The sequence below is a fragment of the Microbulbifer mixtoriginis (SeqCode) genome (assembly GCF_052466695.1).
This window is the reverse complement of record NZ_CP174285.1, coordinates 3515781-3537469: the sequence shown is the minus strand read 5'-3', so window position 1 is coordinate 3537469 and position 21689 is coordinate 3515781. Positions and strand designations below refer to the sequence as shown.

At 53.1% G+C, this 21689-nt stretch carries 20 protein-coding genes; 19 read left to right on the top strand and 1 reads right to left on the bottom strand.

All coding sequences use genetic code 11. The features are described from left to right. Window positions 1–17 precede the first annotated feature (17 nt). On the bottom strand, window positions 18–1724 hold the full coding sequence (gene dnaA / locus ACJJI0_RS15370) for a chromosomal replication initiator protein DnaA (RefSeq protein WP_444883254.1): 1707 nt from the start codon (window positions 1722–1724) through the stop codon (window positions 18–20). Between the two features lie 507 nt (window positions 1725–2231). Here dnaA and rpmH point away from each other — a divergent pair. The 19 genes from rpmH to ACJJI0_RS15275 all read left to right on the top strand — a co-directional run bounded on the left by rpmH (window position 2232) and on the right by ACJJI0_RS15275 (window position 21128). Beyond that, window positions 2232–2366, top strand: coding sequence for a 50S ribosomal protein L34 (rpmH, locus tag ACJJI0_RS15365; protein WP_020413885.1), 135 nt, complete (start codon window positions 2232–2234; stop codon window positions 2364–2366). A gap of 27 nt (window positions 2367–2393) precedes the next feature. After that, window positions 2394–2780, top strand: coding sequence for a ribonuclease P protein component (rnpA, locus tag ACJJI0_RS15360; protein ID WP_020413886.1), 387 nt, complete (start codon window positions 2394–2396; stop codon window positions 2778–2780). Continuing rightward, on the top strand, window positions 2777–3010 hold the full coding sequence (yidD, locus tag ACJJI0_RS15355) for a membrane protein insertion efficiency factor YidD (protein ID WP_083922742.1): 234 nt from the start codon (window positions 2777–2779) through the stop codon (window positions 3008–3010). Before rnpA ends, yidD begins: the two co-directional genes overlap by 4 nt. A gap of 8 nt (window positions 3011–3018) precedes the next feature. Then, on the top strand, window positions 3019–4686 hold the full coding sequence (gene yidC / locus ACJJI0_RS15350) for a membrane protein insertase YidC (protein ID WP_444883253.1): 1668 nt from the start codon (window positions 3019–3021) through the stop codon (window positions 4684–4686). A gap of 75 nt (window positions 4687–4761) precedes the next feature. Continuing rightward, entirely contained in the window at window positions 4762–6138 is a 1377-nt protein-coding gene (gene mnmE, locus ACJJI0_RS15345; RefSeq protein WP_444883252.1) for a tRNA uridine-5-carboxymethylaminomethyl(34) synthesis GTPase MnmE, read from the top strand. An 892-nt stretch (window positions 6139–7030) separates the two neighbouring features. Continuing rightward, complete coding sequence (gene mnmG / locus ACJJI0_RS15340) at window positions 7031–8920, top strand: tRNA uridine-5-carboxymethylaminomethyl(34) synthesis enzyme MnmG (RefSeq protein WP_444883251.1); 1890 nt, start codon at window positions 7031–7033, stop codon at window positions 8918–8920. A gap of 85 nt (window positions 8921–9005) precedes the next feature. Then, entirely contained in the window at window positions 9006–9635 is a 630-nt protein-coding gene (gene rsmG / locus ACJJI0_RS15335) for a 16S rRNA (guanine(527)-N(7))-methyltransferase RsmG (RefSeq protein WP_108735096.1), read from the top strand. A 126-nt stretch (window positions 9636–9761) separates the two neighbouring features. Continuing rightward, entirely contained in the window at window positions 9762–10571 is an 810-nt protein-coding gene (locus ACJJI0_RS15330; protein WP_444883250.1) for a ParA family protein, read from the top strand. Between the two features lie 12 nt (window positions 10572–10583). Next, complete coding sequence (locus tag ACJJI0_RS15325; RefSeq protein ID WP_444883249.1) at window positions 10584–11480, top strand: ParB/RepB/Spo0J family partition protein; 897 nt, start codon at window positions 10584–10586, stop codon at window positions 11478–11480. A 201-nt stretch (window positions 11481–11681) separates the two neighbouring features. Further along, window positions 11682–12044, top strand: a complete 363-nt coding sequence (locus ACJJI0_RS15320; protein WP_252083953.1) for an ATP synthase subunit I — start codon at window positions 11682–11684, stop codon at window positions 12042–12044. 50 nt (window positions 12045–12094) lie between these two features. After that, window positions 12095–13021 (top strand): F0F1 ATP synthase subunit A, encoded by a 927-nt coding sequence (gene atpB / locus ACJJI0_RS15315; protein ID WP_444883248.1) that lies wholly within the window; start codon window positions 12095–12097, stop codon window positions 13019–13021. 59 nt (window positions 13022–13080) lie between these two features. Further along, window positions 13081–13326, top strand: a complete 246-nt coding sequence (gene atpE, locus ACJJI0_RS15310; protein ID WP_020413895.1) for a F0F1 ATP synthase subunit C — start codon at window positions 13081–13083, stop codon at window positions 13324–13326. Between the two features lie 52 nt (window positions 13327–13378). Continuing rightward, entirely contained in the window at window positions 13379–13849 is a 471-nt protein-coding gene (locus tag ACJJI0_RS15305) for a F0F1 ATP synthase subunit B (RefSeq protein ID WP_252083951.1), read from the top strand. A 12-nt stretch (window positions 13850–13861) separates the two neighbouring features. After that, window positions 13862–14398: a F0F1 ATP synthase subunit delta gene (locus tag ACJJI0_RS15300; protein WP_252083950.1), complete on the top strand. Its 537-nt coding sequence runs from the start codon at window positions 13862–13864 to the stop codon at window positions 14396–14398. Between the two features lie 49 nt (window positions 14399–14447). Continuing rightward, a complete protein-coding gene (gene atpA, locus ACJJI0_RS15295; RefSeq protein WP_152455988.1) occupies window positions 14448–15992 on the top strand; it encodes a F0F1 ATP synthase subunit alpha in 1545 nt (514 codons plus the stop codon). Window positions 15993–16069: 77 nt separating this feature from the next. After that, on the top strand, window positions 16070–16930 hold the full coding sequence (gene atpG / locus ACJJI0_RS15290; protein WP_252083949.1) for a F0F1 ATP synthase subunit gamma: 861 nt from the start codon (window positions 16070–16072) through the stop codon (window positions 16928–16930). A 59-nt stretch (window positions 16931–16989) separates the two neighbouring features. Next, a complete protein-coding gene (gene atpD, locus ACJJI0_RS15285) occupies window positions 16990–18393 on the top strand; it encodes a F0F1 ATP synthase subunit beta (protein WP_444883247.1) in 1404 nt (467 codons plus the stop codon). Window positions 18394–18411: 18 nt separating this feature from the next. Further along, window positions 18412–18831 (top strand): F0F1 ATP synthase subunit epsilon, encoded by a 420-nt coding sequence (locus ACJJI0_RS15280; RefSeq protein ID WP_020413901.1) that lies wholly within the window; start codon window positions 18412–18414, stop codon window positions 18829–18831. Window positions 18832–18998: 167 nt separating this feature from the next. Beyond that, window positions 18999–21128 (top strand): NHL repeat-containing protein, encoded by a 2130-nt coding sequence (locus ACJJI0_RS15275; protein ID WP_444883246.1) that lies wholly within the window; start codon window positions 18999–19001, stop codon window positions 21126–21128. Window positions 21129–21689 lie beyond the last annotated feature (561 nt).

The following is a 21689-nucleotide window of genomic DNA, read 5'->3' as shown; positions in this document are numbered from 1 at the left end:
GTTTGTCAGTTATTCGATTAAGTGGTCAACGACCGTGTCAGTAACTTTACGTCCTCGCGAATATCCGCATCAGACTCCTGCAATTCGCGAATTTTGCGGCAGGCATGCAAGACCGTAGTGTGGTCACGCCCGCCAAAGGCATCGCCAATCTCTGGCAAACTGTGGTTGGTCAACTCTTTAGCCAGAGACATAGCCACCTGACGCGGACGCGCGACAGAGCGGCTGCGGCGCTTGGACAACAGGTCGGCCACCTTGATCTTGTAGTATTCGGCCACCACGCGTTGAATATTGTCCACACTCACCAAACGATCCTGCAAGGCGAGTAGATCCTTGAGGGCCTCGCGCACCAATACATCGTCAATGGCACGGCCGGTAAATTGGGAGTTGGCTATCACACGGCGCAGGGCGCCTTCTAGCTCGCGCACATTGGAGCGGATACGCTGCGCGATAAAGAAAGCGGAATCGTGGGGTAACTCTACACCGAACTGCTCCGCTTTCTTCATTAATATGGCTACCCGTGTCTCCAGTTCAGGCGGTTCCACAGCCACGGTCAGGCCCCAACCAAAGCGGGACTTGAGACGTTCTTCAAGGCCGTCGATCTCCTTGGGATAGCGGTCGCAGGTCAGGATAATCTGTTGGCCACCCTCGAGAAGCGCATTAAAGGTGTGGAAAAACTCCTCCTGAGAGCGCTCCTTACCAGCAAAGAACTGAATATCGTCAATCAGCAGCGCATCCACAGAGCGGTAATAGCGCTTAAAATCGCTGATGGCGTTGAGCTGTAGAGCCTTCACCATATCCGCGACAAAACGTTCAGAGTGCAAGTAGACCACTTTGGCATTGGGATTGCGCTCTAACAACGCATTGCCCACCGCATGCATAAGGTGCGTTTTACCCAGGCCCACACCACCATAAATAAAGAGCGGGTTATAGGCGCCACCAGGGTTGTCGGAGATTTGCTGCGCAGCAGCCAAACCCAACTGGTTGGATTTGCCTTCAACAAAAGATTTAAAAGTGAAGTTTCGATTGAGGGAGCTGCCGTGCTTAATGGCGCCCTCAACCTCAACCTGCCGCGCGGGCTGTTCCGGGATAGAACGCACCATGTCATTCATTACCGCAGGACGAATATCGGATACCGCCTGCTCCCCCTTACTGACCTGTCTGGAGTTGGTCTCCTCTTCCAGTATTGAATGAGGATTTACACCAGGGCCACCACCAAAGCCGCCACCATTCAGCGGCTGATTGGAAACAGGAGCCTGTGTCTCCGCATGGCTCATAAACCCCTGAGAGACAGAGGGAGAAACCACACCAGGTGTTGTGGAAAAATCCACCGAACCCGATGAAACAGAAGGTGCTGGGGAAGTTGTAGGTGCTATCGGTGGCGGCATAGCACTGGCAACCGGAGCCGTAGGGGGCACGGGAGCCGGTACAGGTGCCGCTTCCATTGCAGCGCGACTACGCTGAAAACGCGCGGGGCGACGAGCAGTGATCTCCAGCCCTACTTGAAGTGGCTGTCCAGGAGAGAACTGGTGGACCAGCTCGCGGATACGATGAAGGAATTTACCGCCAACCCAGTCCAGAACAAAGCGATTTGGTGCAACCAGTCGCAATTCGCCCTCTGCACACGCGGGATTGACGCGCAGCGGTCTGATCCAGGTATTGAACTGCTGAGATGGCAGCTCATCCTGCAAACAGCTCGCGCACTGCTTCCAAACGGATTCAGTCAAGAAACCCCCCAAAACCCCAAAATGGTAAGACCACGGAGACAACGGCATGAAAGGACTGGAGTGCCCTAGCCGTCAAATAAGATCGGCGCAGTATACCTTTCCATCGATGGGTTATCCACAAGAAAGCGTGGCGCTGTTGAAAAAATTGCGCAAAAATGTCCATGCAATCAGGTATTTGCGTAACAATTAGACAATTGAAGCCTACGCCTTTGGAACTTTATCCACAGTCGTCTGTGTATATCTTGGGGTCAATCGGTGGGCATCACGAAATACATCAGGTAGCTCAAGGGCTTGTCGAGTAGCCGTTATTTGGCATCAGTGATTTAGTGGTAAACAAGCCGAATATCTCCCGTCTGTGCGTTGCTTTCACTGTTGCCTTTCTATACAATCCGCGGCCTTCGCAGCGCGTAGCTCCGTCTGCCCCGGCTCTGTGCCGGACCGGAGCCCAGGCCGCGGCCGGGGATGGTCCCGAGAAATCTTGAACATAAAGTCTCAGGTAGCAAGACTATGAAACGCACATTTCAACCCAGCAACTTGAAGCGCAAACGCACTCACGGTTTCCGCGCTCGTATGGCAACCAAAAACGGCCGTAAAATCCTGGCCCGCCGCCGCGCTAAAGGCCGCAAAGTACTGTCTGCATAATATCTCTTCTTTTTAGAGATTCTCCCTATGCAGCAGGTGCGCAGCAGCTTTGGATTTGCCAAGACTCTGCGCCTGCTTAATGCGGCGCAGTATCGCAAGGTTTTCAATGAAAACGTTGTGCGCGCCGCGCATCCCCACCTCCTGATCCTCGCATGCCCCAGTGATTCTGAGCATCCGCGCCTCGGCTTGGTAATTGCCAAGAAGCATGTGCGCAACGCCTCCGACCGCAATCGAATCAAGCGAATTACCCGAGAAACCTTCCGCTTGCAGCAACACCAGTTGCCGCCGCTGGATGCTGTAGTATTGGCTCGCCCGGGGGTTGCAGATCTGGATAAGGCCGCACTGGCGAAGACACTAAACAAGCTCTGGCGCAAGCTGGCCAAGCGCGCGCAACAGCCACAATCGAAGTCATGAAGTGGCTACTGATCAAGCTGATACACGTCTACCGCTATCTGGCCAGCCCATGGGTAGGTAACCAGTGCCGCTTTTACCCAACCTGCTCGCGATACTCCGAAGAGGCGATTGAAACTCACGGAGCCTTAAAGGGGGGTTATTTAACTGCGCGCCGCCTTATAAAATGCCACCCCTGGCACCCTGGTGGACTGGACCCGGTTCCCCCCACCAAACACAAGAACACGCTCTAGGTATTAAGATGGATTGGCAACGCTATACGCTGCTAGGTGGAATTCTCGCGGTTCTCCTCGCACTTATCTTCCAGTGGAATGCATTTCAAGAGCAGCACACTCCTGAACTCGACCGCGAAACCATAGTTCACAACGATATACAGAGCGGCAGCCAAATCCCGGCGCAGACCAGCGAAAACGGCAATGGCGATGTACCCCAACTGGAGTCCCAAGCGCCAGCAGAGACAGGCACCGATAGCGGCCAACGCACACTCATCAATGTCACCACCGACGTCTTTGATCTGCTCATTGATCCTCGTGGCGGTGATATCGTAAAAGTGGCCCTGCGACAGTTCCAGGAAAAGCTGGATACGCCTGACCAGCCCTTAATCCTGTTAAACCAGACTCGCTATCACACCTATATCGCCCAGAGTGGTCTGATCGGTAACAACGGTACCGATAGCGCCGCTGGCCGCCCCCTATTTAAGGTTGAAAAGACCAACTACGCCATGGTGGAAGGGCAGGATCAGCTGATTGTGGACCTGACCCTGCAGCAAGAAGGTGCAAATATCACCAAACGCTACACCTTCAAGCGTGGTGACTACCTCGTTCAGGTGGCCTACCTGGTAGATAACACCAGCTCCAAGCCCTGGTCCGCCGCCATGTTTGGCCAGATCAAGCGCGATGCCAGTGAGCCGGTTACCGATACCGGTTTTGGTATGTCACCCTTCCTCGGTGCCGCTCTTCACACCAACGAAGAAAATTACTTCAAGCAGGATTTTGAGGAAATCGCCGAGAAACCCACCCGCACCACAGTGGAAGGCGGCTGGGTAGCCATGGTGCAGCACTATTTCCTTAGCGCCTGGATTCCCCCACAGGATGAACGCAACACTTTTGAGCTGCGCGAATTGTCCAACGGACTATTCCGTATGGGCTTCACCGCCCAGCCGGTACAAATCCCCGCCGCGACTCAGGGCGAGCTGAGCGCTTCCTTCTATGCCGGCCCCAAGGATGTCTACCGCCTGGAGGAGATCTCGCCCTATCTTGACCTGACCGTGGATTACGGCTGGCTGTGGTGGATTGCCAAGCCGCTGTTCCGCGTACTGCACTTTATCCAGGAGCATATTGTCAGCAACTGGGGCTGGGCGATTATCTTGCTCACCGTCTTTATCAAGACACTGCTGCTGCCGCTGTCCGCCGCAGGCACCAAGTCTATGGCGCGCATGCGCAAGTTTGCTCCACAGATGAAAAAACTGCAGGAGCAGTACAAGGACAATCGTCAGAAGTTGGCGGAAGAGACCATGAAGCTCTACCGCCGCGAGAAGATCAATCCCATGGGGGGCTGCCTGCCGATCCTGCTGCAGATGCCGGTGTTTATCGCCCTCTACTGGATGCTCACCGAAACCGTAGAGCTGCGCCACGCGCCCTGGATCTTCTGGATTCACGACCTGTCGGCAAAGGACCCTTATTTCATCCTGCCAGTACTGATGGGCCTGTCCATGTGGTTTATGCAGAAGCTAAACCCGGCCCCCACCGACCCGACCCAGGCCCGTATCATGCAGTTGATGCCGGTGATGATGACGGTGTTCTTCCTGTGGTTCCCGGCTGGCCTAGTACTGTACTGGATCGCCAACAACCTGATCACCATCGGTCAAACCTGGTATATCAACAAGCAGGTGGATGCCGGAAAATACTGATCAAGTATCCACAGATCACAAACAACAAGGGCCGCAACTGCGGCCCTTTTCCGTTATGTCGAGTACACTCAGCCGATGACACAACAAAGCCTTAATCGCGACACCATCGCCGCCGTCGCCACCGCACCAGGGCGCGGTGGTATCGGTGTAATCCGCCTCTCTGGCCCCAAAGCCCTGTCCATTGCCCAGCAAATCTGCGGTGACAAACCACTTAAAGCGCGCTATGCCCATTACCGAAATTTTTTCCACCGTGAGCAACTGATCGACCAGGGACTCGCCTTATTCTTCCCAGGCCCCAACTCATTTACCGGAGAAGACGTGGTGGAACTGCAGGGCCACGGTGGCCCGGTCATTCTCGATCAACTGCTGAAGGCAACGATCGAACTGGGAGCCCGCCAGGCACGTCCCGGGGAGTTTTCTGAACGCGCCTTCCTCAACGACAAAATGGATCTCACCCAAGCCGAAGCGATCGCCGATCTGATTGATGCCGGTAGTGCCCAAGCGGCGCGCAACGCCATGCGTTCACTACAGGGCGCATTTTCCGACAAGATCGAGGACCTTGTGGAAAGCCTTACCCACCTGCGTATCTATGTGGAAGCCGCCATCGATTTTCCCGAAGAGGAGATCGACTTTCTCGCCGATGGCAAGGTGGCTGCGGATATCCAGGCCCTACTGACACAAATGGCTGGTGTGGAAGCTCAGGCGCGCCAGGGCGCCATTATGCGCGAGGGTATGCGGGTGGCCATTGCCGGGCGCCCCAATGCCGGCAAGTCGAGTCTGCTCAATGCCCTCGCGGGTCGCAATACCGCCATCGTCACCGATATCGCCGGCACCACCCGCGATATCTTGCGGGAAGATATCCACATTGACGGCATGCCCCTGCAGTTCGCCGATACCGCCGGCCTGCGGGATGCGCCAGATAAAGTAGAGCAAATAGGCATCGAGCGCGCCTGGGAGGAGATTCACCAGGCGGATCGCGTGCTCCTGGTAATGGATGCAGAGCAACTTCACTCACTGGACCCGGCAGAGGCCTGGCCGGAATTTACCAACCAGCTTCAGGACTTAGACAAGCTCACACTGGTACTGAACAAAATTGATCTCAGCGATTACAGTGCCGGCCTCCAAGCTCACACTGAAGGAGTGCCGGTTATAGCCATCAGCGCCAAGACCGGTGCGGGCCTCGAAGCACTGAAGGAGCATTTGAAACAGTCTATCGGCTTCAGTGGTGCTGCCGAAGGCACTTTTAGTGCGCGTAGACGCCATTTAGAGGCTCTTGAGCGCGCCCGCGCCTTTATTGAGCAAGGTTCCCAGCAGCTCCACAGCCATGGTGCCGGTGAATTACTCGCGGAAGACTTGCGTCAGGCCCAGCAGGCGTTGGGGGAAATCACCGGTGCAATGAGTGCGGACGAGCTGCTCGGGAAAATTTTCGGCAGCTTTTGTATCGGAAAATAAGAAGGTGAGGAGTTCCACGCACTTATCCAATTGGGGGCGCTAGTAAATAGCGTCCTCTTCTCTTCCCTATAGTACCTCCCTACTCTCCATCTTCTTATTCTCCTTCTGGCACAAGTTCCACACCTCTTGCTCACAGGAAGAGCCCAGATCTATCCTAGGTTGTTAAAAAAGTTCTATTTAATCCCCAGCTTTCCCGCATATTTTCCACGAAATAGGTGAGAAATAAGCTTGAGATAGCTGTTTAAATGGCTCTTAGGGGAAAGAAGTTATACATGTCCACGGGGATTTCCCGTGGATAAGCTTATTGGCAGTTATCTCACCATTAACCCACACCCATTCAATGGGTATATGCACAGATTTATACATTGCCTTCGACTACTCACAGGTATCCCCCAGAAAGTCTGGGTAAAGCACCACAGACACTAGTCAAAAAAAACTGACTGTGGGCAAAAGAGGGGATAAGCACCTGCAAAATAGAATAATCGTATGATGATAACTTCCTAATAAGAGTAGATAGGGCAAAGTTGTCCCAAGTTTTCACAGCCTCATACCCCGGTTACCCCTGTGTCCACCAAGGGTTTGTCGGCAGGGTTTTCATCTTTATAACTTATTGTTTTTAAAGGTTTTTTTGTGCTTATACCGAGTTGCCGCAGGTCTAATAAAAACAATAAATATAAAAAAATACTCTTTAAGATATACATATATTCATTAGTAAGAGTATTTAAGAAAGCAAGACAGAGTTTTGAAATTCATCCGATCAGAAGTTGATATTCAGGAAGGAGAGAGAAAGACAAAGGCAGAGCTTTCCTAAACGGCTTGAATAAAGCCAATTGCTGAGGACACTTACTGACTATAAAATGTGCGCCCCAAGTTGTAACCAGTAGCAGCCATTATGGAATTCCCTAAGACCTATGATGTGATCGTGATCGGCGGAGGCCATGCAGGTACCGAAGCCTCACTGGCAGCGGCACGTATGGGAGCTTCCACTCTGCTACTGACCCACAATATCGAGACCCTCGGGCAAATGTCCTGCAACCCGGCCATTGGCGGTATTGGCAAGAGTCATCTCGTGAAGGAGGTCGATGCCCTCGGTGGCGCTATGGCAACGGCAACAGACCTGGGCGGAATTCAGTTCCGGGTCCTCAATGCCCGCAAAGGTCCCGCAGTAAGGGCAACTCGTGCCCAGGCCGATAGAGCCCTATATCGCGCCGCGATCCGTTCGATCCTGGAAGCACAGGAAAACCTGGAGATCTTCCAACAAGCGGCAGATGACCTGATTGTTGAAGGTGAACGCGTTGTGGGCGTTGTCACCAACGCGGGGGTGCACTTTCGTGCCAAGACAGTGGTACTGACCGCCGGGACTTTCCTCGGTGGGCGTATCCACATCGGCTTGGATAACCACGCCGGCGGCCGCGCTGGAGATCCGCCCTCGATCGCCCTTGCGGATCGTTTGCGCGAACTGCCTTTCCGCGTCGATCGCCTCAAAACCGGCACCCCTCCCCGTATTGATGCCCGCTCAGTAGATTTCAGCGAGTTGGAGGAGCAGTGGGGAGATAGCCCCACACCGGTAATGTCTTATTTGGGTAACCGCGATCAGCACCCGCGCCAGGTCTGCTGCTGGATTACCCACACCAATGCCCGCACTCATGAAATTATCCAAGGGGGGCTCGATCGCTCGCCCATGTATTCCGGTGTGATTGAGGGGATCGGCCCGCGCTATTGCCCCTCCATTGAGGACAAGGTGCACCGCTTTGCGGATAAAGACAGCCACCAGGTGTTTATCGAGCCCGAGGGGCTGACTACCAACGAGCTATACCCCAATGGTATTTCCACCAGTCTGCCCTTCGATGTGCAGATTGAGCTGGTGCACTCCATCAAGGGCTTTGAAAAGGCGCATATCACCCGCCCGGGCTATGCGATTGAGTACGATTTTTTCGATCCGCGCGATCTTTTGCCCTCCCTGCAGACCAAATTTATCCGGGGGCTCTACTTTGCCGGCCAGATCAATGGCACTACCGGCTACGAAGAAGCGGCCGCCCAGGGACTCTTGGCTGGCACCAATGCCGCCCTACAGGCGCAGGAGCGCGAAGCCTGGTCCCCGCGTCGGGATGAAGCCTACCTGGGCGTGCTTGTAGATGATTTGATCACCAGTGGCACTAAAGAGCCCTACCGCATGTTTACCAGCCGCGCGGAATATCGTTTGCTGCTCCGTGAGGACAATGCTGACCTGCGCCTGACCGAAAAAGGTCGCGAATTGGGCCTGGTCGACGATACCCGCTGGGCAGCGTTCAGTGAAAAGCGCGAGGCGATCGCTCAGGAAACCCAGCGACTGCAAGAGACCTGGGTGCACCCAAAGACATCCCAGGCCGCCTCCGTAGAAACCAAACTGCCGCAGCCATTGGCGCGGGAATACAGCCTGATGGACCTGCTGCGCCGTCCGGAACTGGGCTATCAGGATGTGGCGGGCCTCAAAGGGGCAGCGGTAACCGACGAGCAGGTTGCCGAACAGGTGGAAATTTCGGCCAAGTACGCCGGCTATATCGATCGCCAGCGCGAGGAAATTGAGCGCTTGCAGGCCTACGAAGATACCCCGATCCCGGCGGACTTCGACTATAGCGATATTTCTGGTCTGTCCAATGAGGTCAAGCAAAAGCTGGGAGAGACCCGCCCGGATACCCTGGCGCGGGCCTCGCGAATACCGGGCGTGACGCCCGCATCCATATCCCTGCTGCTGATCCAGTTGAAAAAGCGCGGGCTGCTGAAGCGCAAAAAAGCGGTATAAATCGGTTTTCCACAGGGTATCCCGCGAGGCCCTGCGGGGTTTGAGTTTCGCGGGACTACTGGGGGATAGACCCATTTCTCACTCAATGGAACAGTTTCGTCCGCGCCTGTTAGAGGCGGCGGCACAGATGTCGGTGGTACTCAGTGACCGGCAGCAGGATCAGCTACTGGAATACCTGGCGCTTTTCGCCCGCTGGAACAGTGCCTACAACCTGTCCGCCATACGCGACCCGGAGCAGATGCTGGAGCGCCATATTATCGACAGCCTCAGTGTGGTAAATCTCTGTGGCGAAGGCTCTTTAATCGATGTGGGTAGCGGTGGCGGCCTGCCAGGGATTCCCCTGGCAATTGTGCATCCGGAGCGCGCCATCACCCTGCTCGACAGCAATGGCAAGAAGACCCGCTTCCTGTTCCAAGTGGCCAGCACCCTGCCCCTGCCCAATATCACGGTAGTCAATGAGCGGGTAGAAGCCTTTGTGCCAGAACAGCCTTTTGCCGGTGTGGTGTCCCGCGCCTTTGCCTCCATCGAGGATATGGTCAATGGCAGTGAGCATATGCTGGCGCCTAAGGGTCGTTTTTATGCCATGAAGGGCAAGCTGCCTGAGGATGAGTTGAGCGCTCTGCCAAAAGGCATTAAGGTCGAGCAGGTGCACCGGTTGTCGGTGCCCGGCTGCGACGGTGAGCGACATATGATTCAGCTCTGTCGCACAGAATAAGATGATAGTTTGGCGGGTTTGTCGCCCGCCCAATCCTACTCCCCTGTCGTGGGGCACAACAGCCGCCGCCCGAAGCCGAGCCGGCGTCGGGGCAAACGCACCCGGAAACAACAAAGGACAAGAATCTTGAGCAAGATATTTGCTGTGGCCAACCAGAAAGGCGGGGTTGGTAAGACCACTACCTGCGTCAACCTGGCCGCATCTTTGGTTGCCAACAAGCGGCGCGTATTGCTGATCGACCTAGACCCCCAGGGCAATGCCACCATGGGCAGTGGTGTGGATAAAAGCGACCTGGAGGTATCCGGTTACGATGTGTTGGCCGCTGAATTACCCGTAGAGCAAGCCATTGTATCCACAGAAAGCGGTTTTGATTTGATCCCTGGCAACGGTGACCTGTCTGCGGCAGAGGTGGAGTTGCTGAATCTGGAGGGGCGCGAATCTCGTCTGAGCCGCGCTCTGGCGGTAGTGAGCAACCGTTACGATTACGTGATTATCGACTGTCCACCGTCGCTAAATATGCTGACGGTAAACGCCCTCTGTGCGGCTCACGGCGTGCTGATTCCCATGCAGTGCGAATACTATGCCCTGGAGGGACTGTCAGCCTTGGTGGATACGATCACCCAGATCCAGCAGACCGCTAATCCGGACCTGAAAATCGAAGGCATCTTGCGTACCATGTACGATCCGCGCAACAGCCTCACCAGCGAAGTGTCGGCGCAGTTGCAAGAGTTTTTCGGCGATCGCCTGTATCGAACCTGTATCCCGCGCAATGTGCGCTTGGCAGAGGCTCCCAGCTTCGGCAAGCCGGCGCTGGATTACGACCGCCATTCGAAAGGCGCTATCGCCTACCTGGCATTGGCTTGTGAAATCAATCGCCGCCATCCCGCCAATCAATCTACCAAAAAGAAAAACCGCCCTGTGGCGGAAGCGGTATAAGGGGTAATAACTATGGCCGCCAAACGCAAAGGACTGGGCCGGGGCCTATCCCACCTGATCAGCAATAACACTAGCACCGCGATCGCCGGGGCTACCGGTGAGGCCGAAACCGCCATAGTCGACGGTGAGTTGAAAGAATTGCCGATCGAGTTTTTGCAGCGGGGTCGCTACCAGCCGCGCCGGGATTTTCCACAGGAGTCCCTGCAGGAACTGGCGGACTCGATTCGCGCCCAGGGTATTATGCAGCCGATCGTCGTACGTGGTATCGGCGAGCAAAGCTACGAGATTATTGCCGGTGAGCGGCGTTGGCGTGCCGCCCAACTGGCGGGATTGGAGAAAGTGCCGGCGCTGGTGCGCAGCGTTTCCGATGAAGCCGCCATCGCCATGGCATTGATCGAGAATATCCAGCGTGAAGATCTGAATCCGGTCGAAGAGGCTGTGGCCCTTAAGCGACTGCAGGATGAATTCAAGCTGACTCAGCAGGAAGTGGCCGATGCGGTGGGTAAATCCCGAACTGCCGTGACCAACTTACTGCGCTTATTGAGCCTCAGTGAAGAGGTGCGCACTTTCCTTGAGCGCGGTGACCTGGAGCTGGGCCACGCCAAGGCGCTGCTCGGTCTCTCCGGTGCCACCCAGCGTTCCGCCGCACGTCAGGTTGTCGAGCGCAGCCTCACCGTGCGCCAGACGGAAGCGCTGGTGCGTCGCCTGCAACAGCCGGCCACGCCGAAGCAGGAAAAGCCCAAGCCCGACCCCAATATCCGCCGCCTTACCGAGCGTCTGGCGGAAAAGGTCGGAGTGCCCGTTTCTATCGATCACAACGAAAAGGGCAATGGTCGCTTGGTGCTGAAATTTACCACCTTGGAAGAGCTGGACGGAATCCTTGCCCACCTCGGTTACGCCGAGGATTAAAGCCGTGGCGAAATGCGCGTCCTAGTGGCGCGCGCAATAACTGTTGGCAATTACTCACTGCGCCGAGTAATTCCGCGCAAAACCTCCCGAAAATCAAATAAGTTGGCGACATTTGCCGGTTGAATCGGCGATGCTGTTGCAGCATAATTCGCACGCCCAAATTTTGGGCGGACAGCGCACAGAAGTCGGCTTATCCCGTCTATGAGAAAACCCCCGGTATTACGAATTGCCGCGGTACAGCTTCTGCTGATATCGGTGGCCAGTGCGGTACTGCACTTGAGTGGCAAACCGGTGACGGCGCTTTCCGTATTTATCGGCGGTGCCCTATGTGCACTGCCCGGAGCATATTTCGGCAGGCGCGCCTTTCGCGATAGCGGTGCGCGCGCGGCCCATCGCGTGGTAGGCAATTTCTACCGCGCGGAAACCGGCAAATTTATATTGACCATGGCGGGTTTTGCGGCAGTTTTTGCCACCGTCAAGCCGCTGAATGCGGCAGCGCTTTTTATCAGCTACGTCCTCTGTGTGATCGTGCAGTGGATTATGGTGGCGCGCATGGTCCGCTAGCCGGTGGATAAGAAAAAAAGAATTCTTACTTTTACGATTGTTGAGGAACTATGGCGGGCGAAGCTCTAACTGCGACGGGGTATATCCAACACCACCTGCAAAATATGACTTACGGCAAGCTGCCGGCCGGGTACACCCGCGCCGATGGTTCTGTGCTTAGTGAGTCCACCTGGACTATGGCGCATTCCTCTCAGGAAGCCGCGGATATGGGCTTTTGGGCCCTACATGTGGATACCCTGGGTTGGTCTATCGGCCTCGGTCTGATTTTCTGTTTCCTGTTTGCCCTCGCTGCCAAAAAGGCCAGTGTGGACAAGCCCACCGGTTTCCAGAGTTTTGTGGAGCTGGTCACCGAGTTTATCGACAAGCTGGTTAAGGAAACCTTCCCCCACCGCAACACCATGGTTGCCCCGATGGCGCTGACCATTTTTGTGTGGGTATTCCTGATGAACCTGATGGACCTGGTGCCGGTGGACTGGTTGCCAATGGCTGCCGCCAAGATTTCCGGTAACGATCACCTCTTCTTTAAAGTGGTTCCGACTACCGACCCGAACGCCACTCTGGGTATGGCCCTGGCGGTGTTTGCACTGATGATTTTCTTCAGTATTCGCGAAAAAGGTGCCATCGGCTTCCTGAAAGAGCTGACTCTGCACCCTTTCCATACCGGCAAGCTGTTCTTTGACATCCTGCTGATCCCGGTCAACTTCCTGCTGGAAGCAGTATCCCTGATCGCCAAGCCGATCTCCCTGGGCCTGCGTTTGTTCGGAAACCTCTACGCCGGTGAAATGATCTTTATCCTGATCGCAATTGTCTTTGGTGTTGGCGTCCTCGGCTTTATTGGTGCGGGTCTCCTGCACATGGGCTGGGCGATCTTCCACGTACTGGTAATCGTGCTGCAGGCGTTCGTATTTATGGTATTGAGCACCGTGTACATGGCGATGGCACACCATCGCGACGATGAGCACGAGCACGATCAATAAGTTTTTAACCCTTTTTTCGACCTTTACAACAACTCTTTAACTTTGATTTGGAGAACACAATGGAAGCATTAGGTCTGGTTTACATCGCAAGTGCACTGCTGATCGGTCTGGGCGCCCTGGGCACCGCTATCGGTTTCGGTACTCTGGGTGGCAAGCTGCTGGAAGGTTCCGCTCGTCAGCCTGAACAGGCTCCGGCTCTGCAGGGCAAAATGTTCCTGATGGCTGGTCTGCTTGATGCGGTTCCGATGATCGGTGTTGGTATCGCTATGTACCTGATCTTCGCCGTAGCTCCTGGTCTGGTTTAATTACGCCGTTCCAATTGCCCTTAACCCTATTTAAAGAGCAAGAGGTGTCGGTGTGAATATCAACCTGACTCTAATCGGCCAGTCGATTACTTTCCTGTTTTTCGTCTGGTTTTGCTGGAAGTTTGTTTGGCCGCCGCTTTTGGGCGTGATGAAAGAGCGTGAGCAGAAGATCGCAGATGGTCTCGCTGACGCCGAGCACGCGCAGAAAGATCTGGAACTGGCCAAGCGCAAAGCTGCCGAGCAGCTGAAAGAAGCCAAAGATCAGGCGAGCGAGATTATCGATGGCGCCAACAAGCGCGCTAATCAGATTATCGATGAAGCAAAGCAGGCTGCGCATGCCGAGGGCGATCGCCTGAAAGCTGCGGCTAAAGCTGAGATCGACCAGGAAGTGAATCGCGCTAAAGAGCAACTGCGCAGCCGTGTGGCAGACCTGTCTGTCCTGGGTGCGGAGAAGATTCTCGCGGTCAATATCGACGCTAAGGCGCACGACGACCTGATCGACAAACTGGCAGCCGAGCTGTAAGCGAGGAACCCCATGGCGGAACTCAGCACACTGGCCCGGCCCTACGCTAAAGCTGCATTTGCCTATGCGCAGCAAGCCTCCCACTTAGGTGGTTGGAGCGCTGCGCTGGAAACTGCGGCGGCGGTCAGCCAGAACGAAAAAGTGCGTGAGCTGCTGGATAACCCACAGCTCACCAGTGAAGAGCGCGCAGATAAATTCCTGTCGATCTGTTCAGACGAGCTCGGCGAGCACGGAAAAAATTTCATCCGGTTGCTGGCGGAAAACCACCGCCTGCAGCTGCTGCCGGAAATTTCCGAGCTGTTCGAAGAGCTGAAAGCGCAGGCGGAAGCCACCCTCGAGGTGGAAGTTGTTTCCGCGCACGCCCTGAGCGATGCACAGGCGCAAGCACTGGGCCAAAAGCTCAGGGCGAAGTTTGAACGCGAAATACATCTGCACAGCTCGGTGGACGAGAGCCTGCTGGGCGGCGCGATCATCCGCGCCGGTGATACAGTCATCGACGGTTCCGTACGCGGCCGTCTGGCCAAGCTCGCCGAGGCGATGAACTCCTAAATTACTCTCCCCGTCGGCGTCAGCCGGCGGGGGACTTGAGGAACAGAGCATGCAGCAACTGAATCCCTCTGAGATCAGTGAAATCATCAAGAGCCGCATCGAAAATCTCGATGTGAGCACTGAAGCCCAAAATGAGGGCACTATTGTTTCCGTATCCGACGGCATCATCCGCATCCACGGCCTGGCCGACGTGATGTACGGTGAGATGATCGAGTTCGAAGGCGGCGTTTACGGTATGGCGCTGAACCTGGAGCGCGACTCCGTTGGTGCTGTAATCCTGGGCGACTACAAATCTCTGGCCGAAGGTCAGAAGTGTCGTTGTACCGGCCGTATCCTGGAAACCCCGGTTGGTCCGGAACTGCTCGGCCGCGTTGTCGACGCGCTGGGTAATCCGATCGACGGCAAGGGTCCACTGAACAACAAGCTGACCGACGCGGTAGAAAAAGTAGCGCCTGGCGTTATCGCCCGTCAGTCCGTTGACCAGCCTGTACAAACCGGCTTGAAAGCGGTTGATACCATGATCCCGATTGGCCGTGGCCAGCGTGAGCTGATCATCGGTGACCGCCAGATCGGTAAGACTGCTGTGGCGATCGACGCTATCATCAACCAGAAAGGCACCGGCGTTAAGTGTATCTACGTTGCCGTGGGCCAGAAGCAGTCCTCTATTGCCAACGTAGTGCGCAAGCTCGAAGAGCACGGCGCTATGGACCACACCATCGTAGTGGCCGCTGGCGCCGCCGATCCGGCAGCGATGCAGTTCCTGGCTCCTTACGTCGGCTGTACCATGGGTGAGTACTTCCGCGACCGCGGTGAAGATGCCCTGATCGTATATGATGACCTGACCAAGCAGGCTTGGGCTTACCGTCAGATCTCCCTACTGCTGAAGCGTCCGCCTGGACGTGAAGCCTACCCCGGTGACGTTTTCTACTTGCACTCCCGTCTGCTGGAGCGCGCTGCGCGTGTAAATGCCGACTACGTAGAGAAGTTCACCAATGGTGAAGTGAAAGGCAAGACCGGCTCTCTGACCGCCCTGCCGATCATCGAAACCCAGGCCGGTGACGTATCCGCGTTCGTACCGACCAACGTGATTTCCATTACCGACGGCCAGATCTTCCTCGAGACCGATCTGTTCAACTCCGGTATCCGCCCTGCGATCAACCCGGGTATCTCCGTATCCCGTGTAGGTGGTGCAGCGCAGACCAAGGTGATCAAGAAATTGTCCGGTGGTATCCGTACCGCTCTGGCTCAGTACCGCGAATTGGCGGCATTCTCCCAGTTTGCTTCTGATCTGGACGAAGCTACCAAGGCCCAGCTGGATCACGGTGAGCGTGTAACCGAGCTGATGAAGCAGAAACAGTACTCTCCGCTGTCTATCGCGGACATGGCTGTTTCCGTTTACGCCGCCGACAAGGGTTACCTGAAAGAAGTAGAAGTTGCCAAGGTTCTCGATTTCGAAGCCGCCCTGCTCGCTTATATGAACAGCGAACACGCAGAGCTGATGGAGAAAGTGAACGCGACTGGTAACTACAACGACGAAATCGACGCAGCTTTCAAAGCCGCTATCGAGAAGTTCGTCGCTACTAGCAGCTGGTAAGAACTCCCTGGAGAGCGCGAAAGAGCGGCACTGCCGCTCTTTCGGAATCTAACTTCCAGCGAACAAGGTAAATCACTATGGCAGGCGGAAAAGAAGTACGCACAAAAATTGCCAGCATCAAGAGCACGCAGAAGATTACTGCCGCAATGGAAATGGTTGCAGCCAGTAAGATGCGCAGGGCTCAGGATCGCATGGCACTGGGGCGTCCCTACGCCCAGCGCATACGCGCAGTGATCGGCCACGTCGCCAACGCTTCGGCCGAGTACCAGCATATTTACCTGCAGGAGCGCGAGGCCAAGCGGGTCGGTTTTATCCTGGTATCCACTGACCGCGGACTCTGTGGTGGCCTGAACATTAACATGTTCAAGGCGGCTATTCGCGAGATGCAGGCGTGGTCCGAAAAAGGCGTTGACGTCGAAGTCTGCGCGGTAGGTAACAAGGCGGCCAGTTTCTTTAACGCCATCGGCAGCAAGGTTGTCGCAGCGGTTCGCGACCTGGGCGATGCGCCCCAGGCGAACAAGCTGATTGGCTCAGTTAAGGTAATGCTGGACCGTTACGCAGAAGGCGATATTGATCGCCTGTTCCTGGTATCCAACGAGTTTATCAACACCATGTCACAGAAGCCGCGGGTTGAGCAATTGCTGCCGCTGCCGAAAGACGAAGATGAAAAACTCATGCACGAGTGGGACTACCTCTACGAGCCGGATCCGGTTGAATTGCTGGATGGATTGCTGGCTCGCTATATCGAGTCTCAGGTATACCAGGCAGTAGTTGAAAACAAAGCCTGTGAGCAGGCAGCGCGTATGATCGCGATGAAGAGCGCCACCGATAACGCCGGTGAGCTGATCGATCAGTTGCAGCTTGTCTACAACAAGGCGCGCCAGGCGGCCATTACCCAGGAACTGTCCGAAATTGTCGGCGGTGCGGCGGCGGTTTAATCCGCTGCCCCTAGCAGTAATGGTCAGCCTAGAAAGAATTTAAAGCTGAGGATCCGGAAATGAGTAACGGGCAAATTGTGCAAGTGATCGGAGCGGTCATCGACGTGGAATTCCCACGCGATTCTGTTCCGAATGTATACGACGCACTGGTGGTTGAGGACAAGAACCTCACCATGGAAGTGCAGCAGCAGTTGGGTGACGGCGTGGTACGCGCTATTGCCATGGGTTCATCCGAAGGTATCAGCCGCGGTCTGCCCGTGCGCAATACCGGCGCTCCGGTTTCTGTACCGGTAGGCCTGGAAACCCTCGGTCGCATCATGGACGTGCTCGGCAACCCGATTGACGAGTGTGGCGCTATCGGTGAGAAAGAGCGCTCTTCTATCCACCGCGCTGCACCAACCTACGAAGAGCAGTCCAGCTCTACCGAACTGCTGGAAACCGGCATCAAGGTAATCGACCTGGTTTGCCCGTTCGCCAAGGGTGGTAAGGTTGGTCTGTTCGGTGGTGCCGGTGTAGGTAAAACCGTAAACATGATGGAACTGATCAACAATATCGCTACCGAGCACTCCGGTCTGTCCGTGTTCGCAGGTGTTGGTGAGCGTACCCGTGAAGGTAACGACTTCTATTACGAGATGGCTGAATCCGGCGTTGTTGACCTGGAAAATAAAGCCAACTCTAAAGTGGCGATGGTTTACGGCCAGATGAATGAGCCGCCCGGCAACCGTCTGCGTGTAGCCCTGACCGGCCTGACCATGGCGGAAAAATTCCGTGATGAAGGCAAAGACGTACTGTTGTTCGTCGACAACATCTACCGTTACACCCTGGCCGGTACCGAAGTATCTGCACTGCTGGGCCGTATGCCTTCTGCGGTAGGTTACCAGCCGACCCTGGCGGAAGAGATGGGCGTTTTGCAGGAGCGTATTACCTCCACCAAGACTGGCTCTATCACCTCTATCCAGGCGGTATACGTACCGGCGGATGACTTGACTGACCCGTCTCCGGCGACCACCTTCGCGCACTTGGACTCCACCGTAGTACTGAGCCGTGACATCGCCGCTAAAGGTATCTACCCGGCTGTTGACCCGTTGGACTCCACCTCTCGTCAGCTGGACCCGCAGGTAATCGGTCAGGAGCACTACGAAGTGGCTCGTGGCGTACAGTCCGTACTGCAGCGCTACAAAGAGCTGAAGGACATCATCGCGATCTTGGGGATGGACGAACTGTCTGAAGAAGACAAGCAGATCGTAGCCCGCGCCCGTAAGATCGAGCGTTTTCTGTCTCAGCCTTTCCACGTTGCGGAAATCTTCACTGGTGCACCAGGTAAATATGTTTCCCTGAAAGAAACCATCCGTGGCTTCCAGGGCATCCTGAACGGTGAGTATGACCACATGCCTGAACAGGCCTTCTACATGGTGGGAACCATCGACGAAGCTGTGGAAAAAGCCAACAAGACCAAAGGCTAAGCCAGAGAGGCATATACTATGGCCATGACAGTACATTGTGACATTGTCAGCGCCGAGCAGTCTCTCTTCTCCGGACTGGTGCAGATGGTGATTGTGAGTGGTATCGAAGGTGAGCTGGGTCTCTCCTACGGCCATGCGCAACTGCTTACCGCCCTGAAGCCCGGTCCGGTACGCATCATCAAGCCCGGTGGTGAAGAGGAAGTACTGTTCGTCAGCGGTGGCTACGCCGAAGTGCAGCCGAACATGGTTACCATCCTCGCGGATGTAGCCGAGCGTGAAATTGATGAGGAAGCTGCGCAGAAGGCCCGCGAAGAAGCGGAACACGCCCTGCACAAAGCGCCCTCTGAAGTTGATTATGCGCGTATCTCAGCCCAACTGGCCGAAGCCGAGGCGCGTCTGCGCACTCTACAGGCAATCCGCAAGGCGGCCGGCAAGTAAGCAGCGCTTGCATTCGTGTAAAGCGCCTACTTCAAGGCGATAAAAAAGCAGCTTCGGCTGCTTTTTTTGTATTCTTGGTTCTCACTTTACCTTCCCCCTGTTTTTGAAAGTCACTCCCTACTCTATGTGCCCATAGGGGTAGATCTAAGTTGTACGAGGTATCTACATTGAAGCCCACCTTTAAAAAACTCTTCACAATATCAACTTTAATTTACCTACTGGCCGGATGTGGTGGCGGCTCATCCGGCGGAGGCGATGATAATCGTGAACAGAAAACAGATAATGAAAACCCAAGCGCCAGTATCCTGTTTCCATCTGCCAACGGATTGTGGAGTGATCGGGAAACATTGATCGTCCGCGGGAGTGCGACAGACAATGTTGGGGTGGAAAATGTGCTGGTAAACGGGATAGAAGCAGATTCCGATGATGGCTTTAAAACTTGGCAAGTAGAAATACCGTTGACTGCAGGTGAAACCACGGGCATCAATGTAGAGGTCACTGATGTTAATGGAAATAGAACCCTGGAAGCTGCTTTTTTAACTGTAAACGCCTATGACAATTTTGACAGTTATAGGTTTTGCAGCCCTTTGGCATATGATGACGATAGAAATGTAGCCTATACGTTTAACCCTGTTAGGGAAATTAGTCTGGAAAAGATGCAAGAGAGATTTATCTCCTCAAGTCTTACTGATGTCGTCGGTGCGAAATACGATGCGATTACAGGAAATTTTTTAGTTATTGAAAAAGACAGGTTGTTGTTGGTTGATAGGGATTTTAATGTAGTAAATAGCATTTCAGAAACTGATGATGAATCACTATCTTTTGGCAAGAGGCCCCAGATTTCAATTGATGATAGTAGTGGAGATATTTATGTTCAAAATTATTGGCCGAGCTCCTTAATAAAAGTTGATCCTGCCACAGGTGAGAGAGAAAAAATATCAGAGTTTCAGTATGTAGATGGAAGTTCCGTAGGCTACCTAAACCAGGGACTTGAAATTAAAGGTGGCAGATTTTTTGTACTCGAAGAGAAGGCATTACTGGAATTAAATCCATTTACATGGGCGGCAAGTGAAATTTCAGGGAAAAATATAGGTGCAGGAGAGTCTTTTTACAGTATAAAAGGTCTATCTGTCGATTTAGAGAATAACAAAGCCTACGTGGGCGACCACCATAGTAGATTGTTTGAAATTGATTTAACAACAGGTGATCGAGAGGTAATTTCTTCTGAACTGGATGCCGGTGAAGAAAATCTCAATTTCGACTCAGCTAGAAATGGCTTTTTGGATGTAGGGCCTTTTATTCTAATTAATTCCTGCCTGACTGGGCATACTTTCTCAATCAATAAGGAAAGTGGAGAGAGGAGTCGCTTATCCAGAAAAATTAGAGGGGATGGGCCCTTAATTTCTGCAAGTGAAGCACCTATCTTTGACCAAGATAATAATCGTATTATCGTTCTGAATGATAGTTATGGTAACTCTGATTTATTTTCTGATTTCGATAAGATTCAGCAAGTTATTTCTGTAGATCTACAAACTGGGCACAGATCCATTCTATCAGGACCAAACTATGGCGAAGGTATCATTAAAGGCTATTTTAATAATCTGGCTGTAGACGATAGAAATGGAAATATTTACGCAATGGAATCTGTATCCAATAGTATCGTCAAAATAGACCCTAATAACGGGAATCGAACCATAATTTCAGGAGTGGAAATAGGAGTTGGTGAAAACCTTATGGGGTCGAGAGCTCTAGCTGTAGATTCGACACAAAATCGAATATTAACTATATCTGGATCTTCATTGATTGCTGTTGATATAGAGACAGGAAATCGAAGTGTAATAACAGATTTTACGTATATGGATATGTGGCATCCACAATATATATCCTTGAACTCGAATTCTTCGCACGTCTACATTTCGGATGTTCATGGAACTATCAACAAAATTGACCTGAATAGTCAGGAAATAACCACAGTATCAGGTAAGGATATTGGCAGTGGACCAAGTATGAATGAACTTGGCTTTATGGTGTTTGATGAGTTAAATAATCAAATAATTATTGAGGATTATAACCATACTGAAGGAGATGAATTTCCAATTGATATTGAGCTTCTGGCTGTAGATCTGGAAACTGGAGATAGAACTTTGTTGCTGAATCTTCAGGAGAAGAATAATGAGGATATGCTGATTTCACCTGTGATTGATACTAAAGAGAATAAAGTATATCTGGCTATGCCTAATAGAAGTATCGCTGTTTTTGATATGCAAACAAAGCAGTATTTAACTGTAACACAATAGTTTTTAATTGTTCTGACGCCAGTAATATTTTTTCTGGCGCTTATGAGCCTCCTAGCTTAGTTTTCAAGGAGGCCAGGTATATATTGTTGAATTGAAATGCTGCTGACAGATTTTCGTAGAGAGAGAATCTATTTATACAGACATACTAATGTCTTTATTAGTGATTTAATCGATTTTCTCACAAAATTTCGCTCCAATGTTGTATGCCAAAAATCTAGTTGTTTCAGGTTAATAAATAGTTTTATTAATTTTTTATGAGATTTTGATTTTATTTAAAGGTTATTTTTGTTTTAGAAAAATTTATGTCAACTGTCTATGCTTTTAGGTGAAAGTACGACCTCTGTGCACATTTAATCATACCCTTCTTGCTTTCACATTTCTCTATATTGATTTATTGTATACGTGGTACCTTTCCAAAGGTGGTTGATGTTAGTAGATAATTAAAGTATACATTCTGTCTTTATTTGAGTTCATTTCGTAAACCTGTGTAAATAAGTGCCTTGCGTACAAAATCATAATATCTTGCTATCATATTCTCTATACTGGTTGTTGGCTGCTTAA

Excerpts from the sequence above, each read along its gene's own strand:
- atpG (WP_252083949.1), top strand. The coding sequence starts at position 16,070 with ATGGCAGGCGGAAAAGAAGTACGCACAAAAATTGCCAGCATCAAGAGC.
- atpA (WP_152455988.1), top strand. The coding sequence starts at position 14,448 with ATGCAGCAACTGAATCCCTCTGAGATCAGTGAAATCATCAAGAGCCGC.
- ACJJI0_RS15325 (WP_444883249.1), top strand. The coding sequence starts at position 10,584 with ATGGCCGCCAAACGCAAAGGACTGGGCCGGGGCCTATCCCACCTGATC.
- atpD (WP_444883247.1), top strand. The coding sequence starts at position 16,990 with ATGAGTAACGGGCAAATTGTGCAAGTGATCGGAGCGGTCATCGACGTG.
- ACJJI0_RS15280 (WP_020413901.1), top strand. The coding sequence starts at position 18,412 with ATGGCCATGACAGTACATTGTGACATTGTCAGCGCCGAGCAGTCTCTC.
- yidC (WP_444883253.1), top strand. The coding sequence starts at position 3,019 with ATGGATTGGCAACGCTATACGCTGCTAGGTGGAATTCTCGCGGTTCTC.
- yidD (WP_083922742.1), top strand. The coding sequence starts at position 2,777 with ATGAAGTGGCTACTGATCAAGCTGATACACGTCTACCGCTATCTGGCC.
- rnpA (WP_020413886.1), top strand. The coding sequence starts at position 2,394 with ATGCAGCAGGTGCGCAGCAGCTTTGGATTTGCCAAGACTCTGCGCCTG.
- ACJJI0_RS15320 (WP_252083953.1), top strand. The coding sequence starts at position 11,682 with ATGAGAAAACCCCCGGTATTACGAATTGCCGCGGTACAGCTTCTGCTG.
- rsmG (WP_108735096.1), top strand. The coding sequence starts at position 9,006 with ATGGAACAGTTTCGTCCGCGCCTGTTAGAGGCGGCGGCACAGATGTCG.
- atpE (WP_020413895.1), top strand. The coding sequence starts at position 13,081 with ATGGAAGCATTAGGTCTGGTTTACATCGCAAGTGCACTGCTGATCGGT.
- rpmH (WP_020413885.1), top strand. The coding sequence starts at position 2,232 with ATGAAACGCACATTTCAACCCAGCAACTTGAAGCGCAAACGCACTCAC.
- ACJJI0_RS15300 (WP_252083950.1), top strand. The coding sequence starts at position 13,862 with ATGGCGGAACTCAGCACACTGGCCCGGCCCTACGCTAAAGCTGCATTT.
- atpB (WP_444883248.1), top strand. The coding sequence starts at position 12,095 with ATGGCGGGCGAAGCTCTAACTGCGACGGGGTATATCCAACACCACCTG.
- mnmE (WP_444883252.1), top strand. The coding sequence starts at position 4,762 with ATGACACAACAAAGCCTTAATCGCGACACCATCGCCGCCGTCGCCACC.
- mnmG (WP_444883251.1), top strand. The coding sequence starts at position 7,031 with ATGGAATTCCCTAAGACCTATGATGTGATCGTGATCGGCGGAGGCCAT.